Raw genomic sequence first — 15123 nt, forward strand, 5'->3', positions numbered from 1 at the left:
TGACCTCACGCGTTGCTGTCCTGCTGGGCAGGATCCTGGACCGGCAGTCGCACATTGCGCGACGGCACCACGGTGGAAATGGCGTGCTTGTAGACCATCTGGCTGACGGTGTTGCGCAGCAGAATGACGAACTGATCGAAGGATTCGATCTGTCCCTGCAGCTTGATCCCGTTGACCAGGAAGATCGACACCGGAATGCGCTCCTTGCGCAGGATGTTCAGATACGGGTCTTGAAGGGACTGCCCTTTGGACATGTTGCCTCTCCCAAATTCATTCTCTTGAGGGGTGGAAATTCTATTATTGGGGCTGGTCACCCGGCCGCTTGACGCCAACATCTTACGCTAACAGCCGGATTCGCGCACGAGTTTCAGGACTTGGCCCAGCGGGTCAGGGCCCAGGGCATCGACCCAGCACAGCTCGGGCCAGCTGCGCATCCAGGTCAGCTGGCGTTTGGCCAGCTGCCGCGTGGCGATCACGCCACGCTCTCGCAGACTCGCCAGGTCCCCCTCCCCGTCCAGGTATTCCCACACCTGGCGGTAGCCCACGCTCTTCATGGACGGCAGGCCCAGGTGCAGATCGCCCCGGGCCCGGAGCGCCGCCACTTCTTGCCGCAATCCGGCGGCGAGCATGGCATCGAAGCGCTCGGCGATACGGCCATGCAGCACGCGCCGGTCGAAGGGCGTGAGTCCTATCGACAGCACTTGCCAGGGGAAGGTTTCAGCGCGCTGTGCCTGCCAGAGGTCGCTGAGGGTCTGGCCGCTGATTCGATAGACCTCCAGCGCCCGCATCAGGCGCTGGGGATCGTTGGGGTGAATGCGCGCCGCCGAGGCCGGATCGACTCGGGTCAGCTCATCGTGCAGGGCGGCCAGGCCGTGCCGATGGGCCAGCTGCTCCAGCTCAGCCCGCACCGCCGGATCCGAGGCCGGCAGGTTGGCCACGCCCTCGAGCAGCCGCTTGGCGTACATCATGGTGCCGCCCACCAGCAGCGGCACCTTGCCGGCGGCGCTGATCTGTCGCATCTCGACGAGCGCATCCTCGCGAAACTCCGCCGCCGAATAGGGTTCGGCAGGGTCGCGGATATCGATCAGCCGATGCGGCGCCCGGGCCAGCTCCTCCGGGGACGGCTTGGCGCTGCCGATGTCCATGCCGCGATAGACCATGGCGGAATCGACGCTGATCAGCTCAACGCCCAGGTGCTCGTGGAGCGCGATGGCGAGATCGGTCTTGCCGGCGGCGGTGGGCCCCAGCAGCAGAATGGCCAGGGGGCGAGAATCAGTCATGGCCTGTCCAGCTTCCAACTGTGGGAGGCCGCTTCAGCGGCGGTTCGACGCTTCGACGAAGCAGCGCGCAGCGCTGCCCGAACAGGGCGCCTGACGGCGCCTTCGCGCGGCAGAGCCGCCCTCCCACCCGGCATTCCTTACCAGCCAGGAAACCGTCATGGGGAAACCATTGCATCATGCGTCTACTCTGTCCGATCACTGGCCGCGCAAGAAGAGCCGATCCAGCTCCTTCATGCTCATCTCGGTCCAGGTGGGGCGGCCGTGGTTGCACTGCCCGCTGCGCTCTGTTCGCTCCATGTCGCGCAGCAGGGCGTTCATCTCGGCCAGGGTCAGGCGGCGGTTGGCGCGCACGCTGCCGTGGCAGGCCATGGTGGCGAGCAGCTCGTTGATATGCGCCTCGAGCCGGTCGGAGCGGCCGTAGCGCTCCAGGTCGGCGAGCATATCGCGGATCAGCGGCTCCACGTCGGCGTCGATCAGCAGCGCCGGCAGCTGACGCACCAGTAGCGTCTCGGGGCCGGCCACGTCGAGCTCCACCCCGAAGCGGGCGAAGGCCTCGCGCTCGGCCTCGGCGGTGGCGACCTCGGCGGCGCTGGCGGCAAGCGAGACCGGCACCAGCAGCGGCTGGGCGTCCAGCCGGCCGTCGTGCACCTGGGCCTTCATGCGCTCGTAGACGATGCGCTCGTGGGCGGCGTGCATGTCCACCATCACCAGGCCCCGTTCGGTCTCGGCGAGGATATAGACGCCGTGCAGCTGGGCGATGGCGTAGCCCAGCGGCGGCGCCCGGGTATCGTCCTGCTCGGCCATGGCCGGGCGCGGCGCGGCAACGGCGACATCCGAGCCGGCCTCGGGGCGGCGCTCACGGGAGGCCACCTCGGCGGCCAGGCCGCCGGGGGCGGCCGGCTGCGGGGTCAGCAGCTGCTCTTCGTGCTCGGGATGCAGGGCGCGATACCCGTCCATAAAGGCCCGGACCCGGTCTGGCGTGACCCGGTCTGGCTCGCCGTCTGGGCGTTGATGCAGCGCCATGGGCTGCTGCTGCCAACGCCCGGCGCTCTCGCGCACCCCCGGGGTGTCGGCCTGCGGGGAGGCCGGCGCCTCGGCGTCTTCTGCCTCCGACTCCCCCGGGCGCGCCTCGGCCAGGGCCCGGTGCAGGCTCGAGAACAGGAAGTCGTGGACCAGGCGGCCGTCGCGAAAGCGCACCTCGTGCTTGGTGGGGTGGACGTTGACGTCCACCACCGCCGGGTCCACCTCGAGGTAAAGCACGAAGACCGGATGGCGGCCGTGGAAGAGCACGTCACGGTAGGCCTGACGAATGGCGTGGGCCACCAGGCGGTCGCGCACCACCCGGCCATTGACGAAGAAGTACTGCTGGTCGGCCTGGGCCCGGGAGTGGGTGGGCAGGCCCACCCAGCCCCACAGCCGCAGGCCGCCGGCCTCGAGATCCAGGTGCAGGGCGTTGTCCAGAAAGCCCTTGCCCAGCAGGGCGGCGATGCGCCGCTCACGGGCGGCAGGCTCATCGCCGTGGGGCAGCTGGTGCACCGTCTTCTGATTGTGGCGCAGCACCCAGGCGATATCGAAGCGCGACAGCGCCAGGCGACGAAAGGCCTCTTCCACGTGGCCGTACTCGGTCTTCTCGGTGCGCAGGAACTTGCGCCGCGCCGGGGTATTGAAGAAGAGGTCGCGCACCGTCACCGAGGTACCGCGGGGATGCGGCGCCGGGGTGACCCGCGGCGCCATCTGGCGCCCCTCGGCCACCACCCGCCAGCCGCCGCGGGGGTCGTTCTCGACGTTGGAGACCAGCTCCAGTCGCGACACCGAACTGATCGAAGCCAGCGCCTCGCCGCGAAAGCCGAGGCTCGCCACCCCCTCGAGCTCCTCCAGGGAGGCGATCTTGCTGGTGGCATGGCGCGACAGCGCCAGCGGGAGATCCTCCTCACCGATGCCGCTGCCGTCGTCGCGGACCCGAATCAGACGGGCGCCGCCGGCCTCGAGCTCGACCTCGATGCGCTGGCTGCCGGCGTCGATGGCGTTCTCCACCAGCTCCTTGGCCACCGAGGCGGGGCGCTCGACCACCTCGCCGGCGGCGATCTGGTTGGCCAGACGCGGGTCGAGGACCCGGATGCGTCGCTGTTCTGACATATCACTCCACTAAAGCCATAAGCCGTAAGCCGTAAGCCGTAAGCCGTAAGCCGTAAGCCATAAGCCGAGACGTTACCCCCAGCCCCGTCGCTGGCAACGGGTTTCTCTTACAGCTTAAAGCTTACAGCTTATCGCTCCCCGAAGGGGTTATGAACGGGGAATCCTCAGCACCTGCCCCACCCGAATCACGTCGCCGTTGATCTCATTGGCCTGCTTGAGCCGAGACGTGGAGACATTGTGGCGGGCGGCGATCTGCGAAAGCGTATCCCCGGGCTGGATGCGATACTCGTTGCTGGTGGGGCTGCGCTGGTTGTCGCGCTGCCAGGCCAGCAGGCTGGCCGGCGGCGGGTTGCGGCGGAAGTGATCGCGAAGTCCCGCATGGATCGCCTCGGCAAGCTTCTGCTGGTGGCCCGGGTCGCGCAGCCGGCGCTCCTCTTCGGGATTGGAGATGAAGCCCGCCTCGATCAGCAGCGACGGGATGTCCGGCGACTTGAGCACCATGAAGCCGGCCTGCTCGACCCGGCTGCGGTGCAGGCGATTGACCCGCCCGAGCTGGTCGAGCACCTGGCCGCCGATAGCCAGCGAGTCGTTAAGGGTGGCGGTCATGGTCAGGTCGAGCAGCACGCCGCGCAGCACCTCGTCCTTGTCGTTGAGGGAGAGATTGCCGTCCACCCCGCCGATCAGGTCGGCGCGGTTCTCGCTTTCGGCCAGCCACTGGGCGGTCTCGGAGGTAGCGCCGCGCTGGGAGAGCGCGTAGACCGAACTGCCGTGGGGTCGCGGGCTGGTAAAGGCGTCGGCGTGGATCGAGACGAAGAAGTCGGCCTTCTGTTCGCGGGCGATCTGGGTGCGCTGGCGCAGCCCCACGTAATAGTCGCCGTCGCGGATCATCACCGCGCGAAAGCCCTCGGCCCCGTTCACCAGCTTCTGCAGCCGACGGCTGATCTCCATCACCACGTCCTTCTCGCGGGTGCCACCGGGGCCGATGGCGCCGGGGTCCTCGCCGCCGTGGCCGGGGTCGATGGCGATGATGATGTCGCGCCGGGGGTGGGGCTTGGCCTCCTGCCGCGCCACCACCTCGGGGTCGACGCGGGGTGCCGCTTCAGCGCTATGCCGATTGGCCGCCATTTCCTGTTCGCGGATCATCGCCTCGATGGGGTCGATGGGATTCTCCACCGCGCTCTCGCCGGGGTACTCCATGTCCACCACCAGACGGTGGCCATACTGGTCGTTGGGGGGCAGGGTAAAGTGGCGCGGATCCACCTCGCGGGAGAGCTCCAGCACCACCCGAAGGCCGGTGCCGTCCCGCACGCCGCTGCGCACCGTGGTGATGGCGCTGCCGTCCAGGTTGAGCTTGGCGAGGTCGGTATTGAGGCCGCTGTCGTCGAGGTCGATGACCAGCCGTCGCGGATCCTCCAGGGTGAAAACGTTGGCATCGGCGTGGGTCGAGAGGTCGAATACCAGGCGGGCGTGATCGGGCGCCGCCCACAGGCGAACGTTGTCGACCTGGGCCGCCTGGGTCCGACCGCCGAGCAGCACCAGGCACAGCGCCACCAGCAGCACCAGGTAGCAGCGTCCGGCAAGGGTCGCGGGGCCAGAGGATCGGGTCGTCGTCACGATGGTCTGGGTTCCTGCTCGATGGTCGCGAATTCCAGCTTAGCCTCCTCGGCCAGCCGCGTCAGCACCGCCGCGCCGTGGTCGGAGCCGGCGACGAGCTCGGCCTCTCGGCCCGGCTCGCCCAGGCTCAGGGTCACCGCCAGATCCGGCGTCGGCAGCCAGCCGCGGCCGCGGACGGGCCACTCGACCAGGCAGAGAGCCTCGTCGGCGAAGAGGTCGCGCCCGCCGATGAACTCCAGCTCCTCCGGGTCCCCCAGGCGGTAGAGGTCGAAGTGGTAGATACGCTGTCCGTCGAGCGCATAGGGCTCGACCAGGGTATAGGTGGGGCTTTTCACCGCCCCATGGTAGCCGTAGGCGCGCAGGATACCCCGCGCCAGCGTGGTCTTGCCCGCGCCGAGCTCACCTTCCAGGTAGACGCGCCCTTCGCCGGCCAGGGCGCGCCCCAGGCGTTCGCCGAAGGCGACCTGGCGCTGTTCATCTTCCAGCCTTACGCGCATCGTCACCCTCTGTCCTTCATTGCATCGATTATCGCCACGATTCGGCATCCCGATGCCCTCCGCGCCCCGCCGTTTCCGGGGCTCCCTCAGGGTTGATCAAATTCCGCGCATAGGATGCCAGATCGCCGGCCAGCAGACCACGCTCACCGGCATCAACGGCGGCGCGGTCGGCGGCCAGGGCATGCACCAGCACGCCGAGTCGAGCGGCACTCTCCAGCGCCACCCCTTGCGCCAGCAGCGCGCCCAGGATACCGGTCAGGGCGTCGCCCATGCCGCCGGACGCCATACCCGGGTTGCCATAGGGGCAGACCGCCAGCCCGCCGGGGCCGGCCACCAGGCTGCCGGCGCCCTTGAGCACCACGACCCCTCCGCGACGGCGCTGCAGTTCGAGGGCGGCGGCGGGGCGGTCTGCCTCCACCTCGGCGGGGCGCAGACCCAGCAGCCGGGCGGCCTCGCCCGGGTGCGGCGTGAGAATCCAGTCGTCGCGACGCGCTTCGGGAAAGTTCGCGGCCAGCAGGTTGAGACCGTCGGCATCCACCACCAGCGAACGGTGGCTGCCCAGGGCCGCCTGCAGCATGCCCTGCCCCCAGCTGCCCTGCCCCAGCCCAGGCCCCACCGCCAGCACATCGGCGTGGCTGGGCAGCTCGCCAAGGTCGGCGGCACCGCGCACGCCATGGACCATCACCTCGGGGCGGCGCACCAGGCAGGCGGCGACATGGGCCGGCGCCGTTGCCAGACTGACCTTGCCCGCCCCCAGCCGCGCCGCGGCCTCGCTGGCCAGCAGCGCCGCACCGCCGAAGCCCGGGGCCCCGCCCACCACCAGCAGGTGGCCCATATCGCCCTTGTGGGCGTCGCGCTCCCGCGGCGGCAGCAGTCGGGCCACCAGGCTCTCGTCGAGCAGCCGAGCGGCGGGGGCAGGTCGTCGTGGGTCTCGGCGTCCACCCCCAGGGCGCGAAAATCCACCTCGCCGGTGAGCGCCGGCGCCCGGCCGGTGTGCAGACCGAGCTTGTCGCCGATGAAGGTCACCGTGCGGGTGGCGCGCACCGCCACGCCAAGCTTGGCCCCGGTGTCGGCGGCGACCCCGGAGGGAATGTCGATGGCCAGCACCGGCAGCCCGCTTGCGTTGATGGCCTCGATGGCCTCGCGGAAGGCGCCTCGCACCTCGCCGCCAAGGCCGGTGCCCAGCAGGGCGTCCACCACCACCTCGCCGGTGAAGGTCATGCCCGGGCGCCAGGGCACCAGGCCGACGCCGGCGGCACTGGCCATCTCGGCGGCCCGGGCGGCATCGCCGGTCAGCTCATCTGCCGCCTTCAGCCCGACGCGCTGCACCTCGAGGCCGGCCACCGCGGCAAGAGCGGCCAGCACATGTCCATCGCCGCCGTTGTTGCCACCACCGCACAGCACGGTCAGACGCCGCACCCTCGGCCAGCGCCCCTTGAGGCTCTGCCAGGCCGCAGTGGCGGCGCGCTGCATCAGCGCGAAGCCCTCGATGCCGCCGGCGATGGTGCGCCGGTCGAGCTCCCGGACCTGCTCGGCGCGGTAGAGCGGGCGCAGCGGCCGGAGGGCCGCCTCCCGGTCGGCTGTGTCGATGTGACGCTTGGACATCCGGTGTCTCCCCTGGTGGCATTGCTTTATCATGGAGAGTGTAATCCCGATGGCGGCTTCGCCAACCCACCCGCGCGCTTTTCCGTGGTTTTTGCTTGAAGATGACACTCCCCTCCACCGCTCCCACCGCCCTGGATGACAGCGACCTGGCGACCCTGGCCGACACCATCAAGATCTGGGGCCGCGAACTGGGCTTCCAGCAGGTCGGCATCGCCGACGTCGACCTCACGGCCGACGAGGCGCATCTGCAGCGCTGGCTGGACGCCGGCTACCACGGCGAAATGGGCTTCATGGCCAAGCATGGCACCAAGCGCACCCGCCCCGAGGAGCTGGTGCCCGGCACCCTGAGGGTAATCAGCGTGCGGCTCGACTATCTGCCGGCCGAGGTGGAGAGCGCCAAGGTACTGGGCCAGCCGGAGACGGCCTATGTGTCACGCTACGCGGTGGGCCGCGACTACCACAAGCTGATGCGCAAGCGCCTGGCCACCCTGGCCAAGTGGATCGAGGCGAAGGCCGGGCCCTTCGGCTATCGCGCCTTCGTCGACTCGGCGCCGGTGATGGAGCGCGCCCTGGCCCGCAAGGCCGGGCTCGGCTGGGTGGGCAAGAACGCCATGCTGCTCAACCCCAAGGCCGGCTCGCTGTTCTTCCTCGGCGAGCTCTACGTCGACCTGCCGCTACCGGTTGACCCAGCCTTCGCCGACGAGCACTGCGGCAGCTGCAGCGCCTGCCGCACGGCCTGTCCCACCGGTGCCATCGTCGAGGACAAGGTGGTCGACGCTCGCGCCTGCATCTCCTATCTCACCATCGAGCTGTTTGGGCCCATTCCCGAGCACTTTCGCGAGGCTATGGGCAACCGCGTGTTCGGCTGCGACGACTGCCAGCTGGTGTGCCCCTTCACCCGCTTCGCCCGGGCCACCGCGGAGGACGACTTCGCCCCGCGCCACGCCCTGGACCGCGCCAGCCTGGTGTCACTGTTCGCCTGGGGAGGAGGAGTTCCTGGAGAAGACCGCCGGCAGCCCGATCCGGCGCATCGGCTACGAGCGCTGGCTGCGCAACCTGGCGGTGGGCCTGGGCAACGCCCCCTGGAGCGAGGGCGTGGAGGCCGCCCTGCAGGCGCGGCTGCCCTACCCCTCCGACCTGGTTCGCGAGCACGTGCGCTGGGCGCTGGCCCGGCAGCGGGAGAAGCGCCAACAGCTGATAGCCGTAAGCCGTAAGCCGTAAGCCGTAAGCCGTAAGCCGTAAGCCGTAAGCCGTGATGCTACCACCAGCCCCGTCGCTGGCAACGGTTTTCTCTTACAGCTTAAAGCTTAAAGCTTACAGCTCCCGGCTCCCGGCTCCCGGCTCCCGGCTCCCGGCTCCCGGCACAGCAGGGTCACTCCTCCTCGTCCCGCTCACTGCCGGCAAGCTTCAAGAACGTATTGCGGTAGTGGGCAAGCTCGGCGATGGACTCCTTGATATCGTCCATGGCGAGATGCACGTTGCGCTTCTCGAAGCCGGCCTTGGCGCCGGGGTTCCAGCGCTTGGCCAGCTCCTTGAGGGTGGAGACGTCCAGATTGCGATAGTGGAAGAAGGCCAGCAGCTCGGGCATTTCCCGCTCCAGGAAGCGGCGGTCCTGGTGCACGCTGTTGCCGCACATCGGCGAGCTGCCGGGCTTCACGTAGGCCTTGAGGAAGTCCAGGGTGCGCCGCTCGGCGTCGGCGGTGTCGACCCGGCTCGCCTTGACCCGCGCCACCAGCCCCGACTCGCCGTGGGTCTTCTGATTCCAGTCGTCCATGGCGTCGAGCAGGCTGTCGGGCTGCTTGACGGCGATCACCGGCCCCTCGGCTACCGTATTGAGGTCGCCGTCGGTGATCAGGGTCGCCACCTCGATGATACGCTCACGATTCGGGTCCAGCCCGGTCATCTCCAGGTCGATCCACACCAGCAGGTCCTGGCGCGGGGTGGAAGTATCGGTCATGGGCAAGGCTCCAGGCTAAAGCGCGCGCAGCAGGACAGGCCGGGCCACGCTGGTTACAATGCCGACATTGTAACGATCTTCAGGCGCCCATGAGCAAACGCAAGTTGACCCGCCAGCAACGCTGGCGCATCGAGAAGGTTCAGGCCGAGCGCAACCGCCGCGCCGAGCAGCGCGATGCCCGGGAGGCACAGAAGCTCGCCGCCGGCGAATATGGCCCCGAGCGTCCCGGCCGGGTGATCGCCCATTACGGCCGCACCCTGGACGTTCGCGGCGAGGACGCCACAGCGGTGCGCTGCCACCTGCGCGCCAATCTCGACGGGCTGGTCACCGGCGACCGGGTGGTATGGCGTGCCGCCGAGGACGACCAGGGCCGAGTGGTGGACGGCGTGGTAGTGGCGCGGGGCGAGCGCGACAGCGTGCTGGAGCGCCCCGACGCCCGCGGCCAGCTCAAGCCGGTGGCCGCCAACATCGACCAGATCCTGATCGTCTTCGCCGTGGAACCCGCCCCCCACGCCAACCTGATCGACCGCTACCTGGTGGCCGCCGAGGCCACCGGCATTCCCCCGGTACTGGTGCTTAACAAGATCGACCTGCTGCCGGAGGGCGGCGGCGACCTCATGGCGCTGCTCGAGCGCTATGCGGCGCTGGGCTATCCGGTAGTGAGCACCACCACCGCCGCGGACGCCGGGCTTTCCGATCTGCTGGCGCGCCTAGATGAACGCACCTCGGTGTTCGTGGGTCAGAGCGGGGTGGGCAAGTCCTCGCTGATCGACCGCCTGCTGCCCGATGAGGCCCTGCGCATTGGCGCGCTGTCGAAGGATTCCCGCAAGGGCACCCACACCACCACCACGGCCCGGCTCTACTCCTTGCCCGCCTCGCGGGGGGCGAGCTGATCGATTCCCCGGGGATTCGCGAGTTCGGCCTGACCCACCTGGACGAGCAGCAGGTCGCCGAGGGCTTCATCGAATTTCGCCCCTGCTGGGGCGCTGCCGCTTCCGCGACTGTCGGCATCGCCAGGAGCCCGGCTGTGCGCTGCTCGAGGCCGTGGAACAGGGCACCATTCACCCCGAACGCTTTGCCAGCTACCGGCGCATCGTCGACAGTCTCGATGAGACCTGACGGCGCCGCTGCGTAACGACTCCGCCCCGCACAAGGCCGGAACAGGCCGCATAAAGGAGGTGTGCCATGAGCTCTGAAGCCAACCTGCTACCGCTGATCGTCGAGCCCGAGCAGCTTGCTGCCCATATCGATGATCCCCAGCTGTTGATCATCGACGTGCCCCTGCGCGCCGAGAGCTACCAGATGGGGCATGTTCCCGGGGCGATTTTTCTCGACCACCGCCTGCTGCTGCGCGGCGAGGGCGAGGCCCCCAGCGACGCCCCCACCGCCGAGGCGCTGTCGCGGCTCTTCTCGTCGCTGGGGCTGACCCGCGATACCCATGTGGTCGCCTACGACGACGAGGGCGGCGGCTGGGCGGGACGCCTGCTGTGGACCCTGGAGCTGATCGGCCACGGTCGCTACTCCTATCTCAACGGCGGCATCCATGCCTGGCGCCAGGCCGAGCTGCCGGTGTCCACCGAGCCCCTGGCCCCCACGCCCAGCGACTATGAGGCCGAGATCCTCCACCCCGAGGTGGCGATCGACCGGATCGAGCTGGCCGAACGCCTCGGCGAGAAGGGCTTCGCCATCTGGGACGCCCGCTCGCCGGAGGAGTACCGCGGCGAGCGAGGCAACAACCGCCGCCTCGGCCATATTCCCGGCGCCGTGAACCTGGAGTGGACCCGGGCCATGGACCCGGAGCGCGGCCTGCGCATCCGCGACTACGCCGAACTGATCACCGAGCTCGAGGCCCTGGGCCTGACCCCGGACATGGAAGTGGTCACCCACTGCCAGAGCCACCATCGCAGCGGCTTCACCTGGCTGGTGGGCCGTGCGCTGGGCTTCGAGCGCATGCGCGGCTACGGCGGTTCCTGGATGGAATGGGGCAACCGCGACGATACGCCGATAGAAAAGTAAGCCGTAAGCCAGTATGCAGCCGCCAAGTCTTGCAACAGGGATTGACTTAACGCTTATGGCTTACAGCTCAGCGCATCACTCTCTCTAATCCCCCTCCCCTTTGAGGAACCATTCCTTCGTGACTGCCGCCAAGCTATTTGCCCTGATCCAGTACCCGCTGCCCCACCACCTGCTCTCGCGGCTGGTGGGCCGGCTCGCCGAGACCCGGGTCGGCTGGCTCAAGAACCTGCTGATCAAGGCCTTTATCAAGCGCTTCAAGGTCGATATGCGCCAGGCCGCCGAGCCGGATCCCAGCGCCTACGCCAGCTTCAACGACTTCTTCACCCGCCCGCTCAAGGAAAGCGCCCGCCCGCTGGGCGAGGGCCTGCTGTGTCCCGCCGACGGCACTCTCTCCCAGTTCGGCGGGGTAACGGCGGGCGAGCTGCTCCAGGCCAAGGGGCACCGCTTCACCATGGCCGACCTGCTGGGTGGCGACGATGAGGCCGCCGAGCGCTACCGGGACGGCAGCTTCGCCACCGTCTACCTGTCGCCCAAGGACTACCACCGGGTGCATATGCCGCTGGCGGGCACCCTCACCGAGATGGTCTATGTGCCGGGCCGGCTGTTCTCGGTGAACGCCGCTACCACACGCCATGTACCCAGGCTGTTCGCCCGCAACGAGCGGCTGGTGTGCCATTTCGATACCGAGCACGGGCCCATGGTGCTGGTGCTGGTGGGGGCGATGATCGTCGCCGCCATCGAGACGGTGTGGGCCGGCCAGATCACGCCGCTACCCCGGGGCGGCGTGCAGCGCATCCGCTTCGACACCCCGGTGCGCCTGGAGCGCGGCGCGGAGATGGGGCGCTTCAAGCTCGGCTCCACGGTGGTGATGGGCTTCGCCGAGCCGGTTACCTTCGCCGATAAGCTCGCCCCGGCGCCAAGGTGCAGATGGGGCAGTCGCTGGGCGAACAGACTCACTAGGACCAGGGCTTTCCCGGCGGAAAGTCTGCCCGGAGGCGCTGTAAACCCATCCCTGGGCACTACCGATGCCATCCCTGGCATAGGACCTCCGCTTCGACTTCCCCCCGGCGCCCTGGTCTCCCAGGCCTAGCAGCGCGGCGTGGCGAAGGCCATCACCTCCGCCACGCTCGCCTTGCCCAGGGCCAGCTGGATCAGCCGGTCGATGCCCAGCGCCACGCCGCTGCCGGCCGGCATGCCGTGCTCGAGTGCCGCCAGCAGCCGCGTATCAACGTCCACCTCGGGCAGCCCCGCCGCCCGGCGTTCGGCATTGTCCGCAGCGAAGCGCGCCGCCTGCTCGGCGGGGTCGGTGAGCTCGTCATAGCCGTTGGCGAGCTCAAGGCCCTCCAGATAGAGCTCGAAGCGCGAAGCCACCCACTCGCCATCCTCCGGGTCGCGATGGCGCCGCGCCAGGGCCGCCTGGCTCGCCGGGTAGTCCACCACCACGTCGATACCCTCACGGCCCAGCTGCGGCTCGATTACCAGGCTCAGCAGCAGGTCGAGGCAGTCGTCCCGGGGGGCCTCGTCCATGGCCAATCCGCCCCGCTCGGCGGCCAGGCGGCGCAGCTCGGCCAGCGGCGCGGCAAAGGGGTCGAGAGCCAGGGCGTCGCGAAACAGCTCCCGATAGCGGCGCAGCCGAAGCGGCCCCACCTCATCCCCGGATTCTCGGCCCAGCACCCGGCGCACCAGCTCGGCCGTCTCCTCGATCAGCTCGTCGAGGGTAAAGCCGGGGCGGTACCACTCCAGCATGGTGAACTCGATATTGTGGCGTCCTCCCACCTCGCCGTCACGAAAGCTCCTGGCCAGCTGGAAGATCGGCCCGGAGCCGGCGGCCAGCAGGCGCTTCATATGGAACTCCGGCGAGGTCTGCAGCCATAGCCGCTCGCGCCCGGCCGGGGTGGTCGCTTCGGCCGAGAGCGAGGCCAAGTGGCGGTCGGTGCTGCCGCCGTGACCCAGCACCGGAGTCTCCACCTCCAGCACGCCGCGCTCGGCGAAGAAGGCGCGTACCTCGGCCAGCCGCCGCGCCCGCTCGCGCAGGGTCTCGATCGTCGCCGTGGGGCGCCAGTCGGTTGCCATCGAAGATTACTCCAGAAAGACGAAGGCCACGCCGAATCAGCGTGGCCTTTAGAGCCGTAAGCCGTAAGCCGTAAGCCGTAAGCCGTAAGCCGTAAGCCGTAAGCCGTAAGCCGTAAGCCGTAAGCCGTAAGCCAAGAGACTGCCAAATGATTCGCTAATGGCAATGGTTTTTCTTAAAGCTTACAGCTTCAAGCTTACGGCTCCGGGCGCAGCCCGGCTCAGGCGCGGGAGACGTACTCGCCGCTGCGCGTATCGACCTTGAGCACCTCGCCCTGGTTGATAAACAGCGGCACCCGCACCACGGCGCCGGAGGAGAGGGTCGCCGGCTTGGAGCCACCCTGGGCGGTGTCACCCTTGAGGCCGGGGTCGGTCTCGACCACTTCCAGCTCGATGAAATTCGGCGGGGTCACATTGATGGGATTGTCGTTCCACAGGGTCACAGTGTAGGCCACCTGCTCCTTGAGCCACTTCTCGGTATCACCCAGCGCCTTCTTCTCCACCGGATACTGCTCGAAGGAGCCGTCGGTCCTCATGAAGTACCACATCTCGCCATCGTTATAGAGGTACTCCATCTCCAGGTCGAGCACGTCGGCGCCTTCCAGCGACTCGCCGGACTTGAAGGTGCGCTCCCAGACGCGGCCGGTGATCAGGTTGCGCAGCTTGACCCGGTTAAAGGCCTGGCCCTTGCCCGGCTTGACGTACTCGTTCTCGAGGATTGCACAAGGGTCGCCGTCCAGCATCACCTTCAGACCGCCCTTGAATTCATTGGTAGAATAGTTCGCCATGTTGCCTCTCGAATGATGGGGCGCGCCCCGACAGCACCGGGCGCGCGAAACAATCGTATCGACGAGGTCCCAAGCCCTCGCCCCTAGTGACTGGTGTGCCGCATGATAACCCGAAGCCCTGTCGTTTTGCAGAGACAGGAGACCTCGCAGCCTGACGCGACGCCCTTGATCCCGCGATCCAACTGGCAGTCCCAGCTGGCCGGGGCCATCCGCGACCCCGCCGAGCTGTGCCGACGGCTGGGCCTCGATGAGCGGTGGCTGCCCGGCGCACGAAGGGGACATGCCCTGTTCGAGGTCCGCGTGCCCGAGGCCTTCCTGGCCCGGATGCGGCCGGGCGATCCCCAGGACCCCCTGCTGCGTCAGGTACTGCCGCTAGGCGATGAGGCCGCGCCGGCGCCCGGCTATGTGGCCGACCCCCTGGCCGAGGCCCAGCATACCCCGGCGCGCGGGCTGATCCACAAGTACGCCGGCCGGGTGCTCTTGATCGCCAGCCCCGCCTGCGCAGTGAACTGCCGCTACTGTTTTCGTCGCCACTTCCCCTACGCCGAGAACGCCCCTTCCCGCGCCCAGTGGGAGCAGAGCCTCGACCATCTGCGCGGCGACCCCACCATCGTTGAAGCGATCCTCTCCGGCGGCGATCCGCTGGCCGCCAGCGACCGCCAGCTCGCCTGGCTGGTCGAGCGCCTGGACGCCATTCCCCATCTACGGCGGCTGCGCCTTCACACCCGGCTACCGGTGGTGATCCCCGACCGCATCGACGACACCCTGCTCGACTGGCTCGGTGGCACGCGCCTGCAGAAGGTGGTGGTGCTGCACATCAACCACGCCCACGAGATCGATGACGACGTAGTCGCGGCCTGTGAACGGCTGAAGGGGGCGGGCGTTACCCTGCTCAACCAAAGCGTGCTGCTGCGCGGCGTCAACGACTCGGTCAATGCCCTGGCCGCGCTCTCCGAACGGCTCTTCGAGGCCGGCGTGCTGCCCTACTACCTGCACGTCCTCGACCCGGTGGCTGGCGCCGCCCACTTCGACGTCCCGGACGAAGAGGCCCGCGAACTGGTCGCGGGCCTGAGGGAGATACTGCCGGGATTTCTGATGCCGAAACTGGTCAGGGAGATCCCCGGCGAGGCAAGCAAGACGCCGCTTTGAGCTGAAAGCCA

At 68.6% G+C, this 15123-nt stretch carries 10 protein-coding genes and 4 pseudogenes; 5 read left to right on the forward strand and 9 right to left on the reverse strand.

Translation table 11 applies throughout. The features are described from left to right. Positions 1 to 5 precede the first annotated feature (5 nt). The 6 genes and pseudogenes from hfq to ACSJDS_RS16760 form a co-directional block, all read right to left on the reverse strand. On the reverse strand, positions 6 to 254 hold the full coding sequence (hfq, locus tag ACSJDS_RS16735) for an RNA chaperone Hfq (protein ID WP_473034231.1): 249 nt from the start codon (positions 252 to 254) through the stop codon (positions 6 to 8). Positions 255 to 341: 87 nt separating this feature from the next. Continuing rightward, positions 342 to 1280, reverse strand: a complete 939-nt coding sequence (gene miaA / locus ACSJDS_RS16740) for a tRNA (adenosine(37)-N6)-dimethylallyltransferase MiaA (RefSeq protein WP_473034232.1) — start codon at positions 1278 to 1280, stop codon at positions 342 to 344. A 195-nt stretch (positions 1281 to 1475) separates the two neighbouring features. After that, positions 1476 to 3416 (reverse strand): DNA mismatch repair endonuclease MutL, encoded by a 1941-nt coding sequence (mutL, locus tag ACSJDS_RS16745; protein ID WP_473034233.1) that lies wholly within the window; start codon positions 3414 to 3416, stop codon positions 1476 to 1478. Between the two features lie 147 nt (positions 3417 to 3563). Next, positions 3564 to 5030 carry an N-acetylmuramoyl-L-alanine amidase gene (locus ACSJDS_RS16750; protein WP_473034234.1) on the reverse strand — a complete coding sequence of 489 codons (1467 nt, stop codon included), beginning with the start codon at positions 5028 to 5030 and terminating at the stop codon, positions 3564 to 3566. Then, positions 5027 to 5527, reverse strand: coding sequence for a tRNA (adenosine(37)-N6)-threonylcarbamoyltransferase complex ATPase subunit type 1 TsaE (gene tsaE, locus ACSJDS_RS16755; protein WP_473035058.1), 501 nt, complete (start codon positions 5525 to 5527; stop codon positions 5027 to 5029). Before tsaE ends, ACSJDS_RS16750 begins: the two co-directional genes overlap by 4 nt. A gap of 28 nt (positions 5528 to 5555) precedes the next feature. Further along, positions 5556 to 7132 (reverse strand): annotated as a pseudogene (locus tag ACSJDS_RS16760) (NAD(P)H-hydrate dehydratase). 101 nt (positions 7133 to 7233) lie between these two features. Between ACSJDS_RS16760 and queG the strand changes: the two are divergent. Further along, positions 7234 to 8353 (forward strand): annotated as a pseudogene (gene queG, locus ACSJDS_RS16765) (tRNA epoxyqueuosine(34) reductase QueG). Between the two features lie 151 nt (positions 8354 to 8504). On the opposite strand, the gene orn reads toward queG, so the two are convergent. Next, on the reverse strand, positions 8505 to 9089 hold the full coding sequence (gene orn / locus ACSJDS_RS16770; protein ID WP_473034235.1) for an oligoribonuclease: 585 nt from the start codon (positions 9087 to 9089) through the stop codon (positions 8505 to 8507). An 89-nt stretch (positions 9090 to 9178) separates the two neighbouring features. Between orn and rsgA the strand changes: the two are divergent. The 3 genes and pseudogenes from rsgA to asd all read left to right on the forward strand — a co-directional run bounded on the left by rsgA (position 9179) and on the right by asd (position 12065). Next, a pseudogene (gene rsgA, locus ACSJDS_RS16775) lies at positions 9179 to 10208 on the forward strand (small ribosomal subunit biogenesis GTPase RsgA). 66 nt (positions 10209 to 10274) lie between these two features. Then, the gene (locus tag ACSJDS_RS16780; RefSeq protein ID WP_473034236.1) at positions 10275 to 11105 is read left to right on the forward strand and encodes a sulfurtransferase; all 831 of its coding nucleotides are present in this window, start codon (positions 10275 to 10277) and stop codon (positions 11103 to 11105) included. Between the two features lie 118 nt (positions 11106 to 11223). Then, a pseudogene (asd, locus tag ACSJDS_RS16785) lies at positions 11224 to 12065 on the forward strand (archaetidylserine decarboxylase). A gap of 126 nt (positions 12066 to 12191) precedes the next feature. Here the strand turns inward: asd and epmA are convergent. Together epmA and efp are read right to left on the reverse strand one after the other, a co-directional pair. Continuing rightward, on the reverse strand, positions 12192 to 13178 hold the full coding sequence (gene epmA, locus ACSJDS_RS16790) for an EF-P lysine aminoacylase EpmA (RefSeq protein ID WP_473034237.1): 987 nt from the start codon (positions 13176 to 13178) through the stop codon (positions 12192 to 12194). Between the two features lie 218 nt (positions 13179 to 13396). Further along, positions 13397 to 13963 (reverse strand): elongation factor P, encoded by a 567-nt coding sequence (gene efp, locus ACSJDS_RS16795; RefSeq protein ID WP_473034238.1) that lies wholly within the window; start codon positions 13961 to 13963, stop codon positions 13397 to 13399. Between the two features lie 102 nt (positions 13964 to 14065). Between efp and epmB the strand changes: the two genes are divergently transcribed. Continuing rightward, positions 14066 to 15112, forward strand: a complete 1047-nt coding sequence (gene epmB, locus ACSJDS_RS16800) for an EF-P beta-lysylation protein EpmB (RefSeq protein WP_473034239.1) — start codon at positions 14066 to 14068, stop codon at positions 15110 to 15112. Positions 15113 to 15123 lie beyond the last annotated feature (11 nt).

The sequence above is a fragment of the Halomonas sp. SL18_1 genome, from assembly GCF_055755715.1.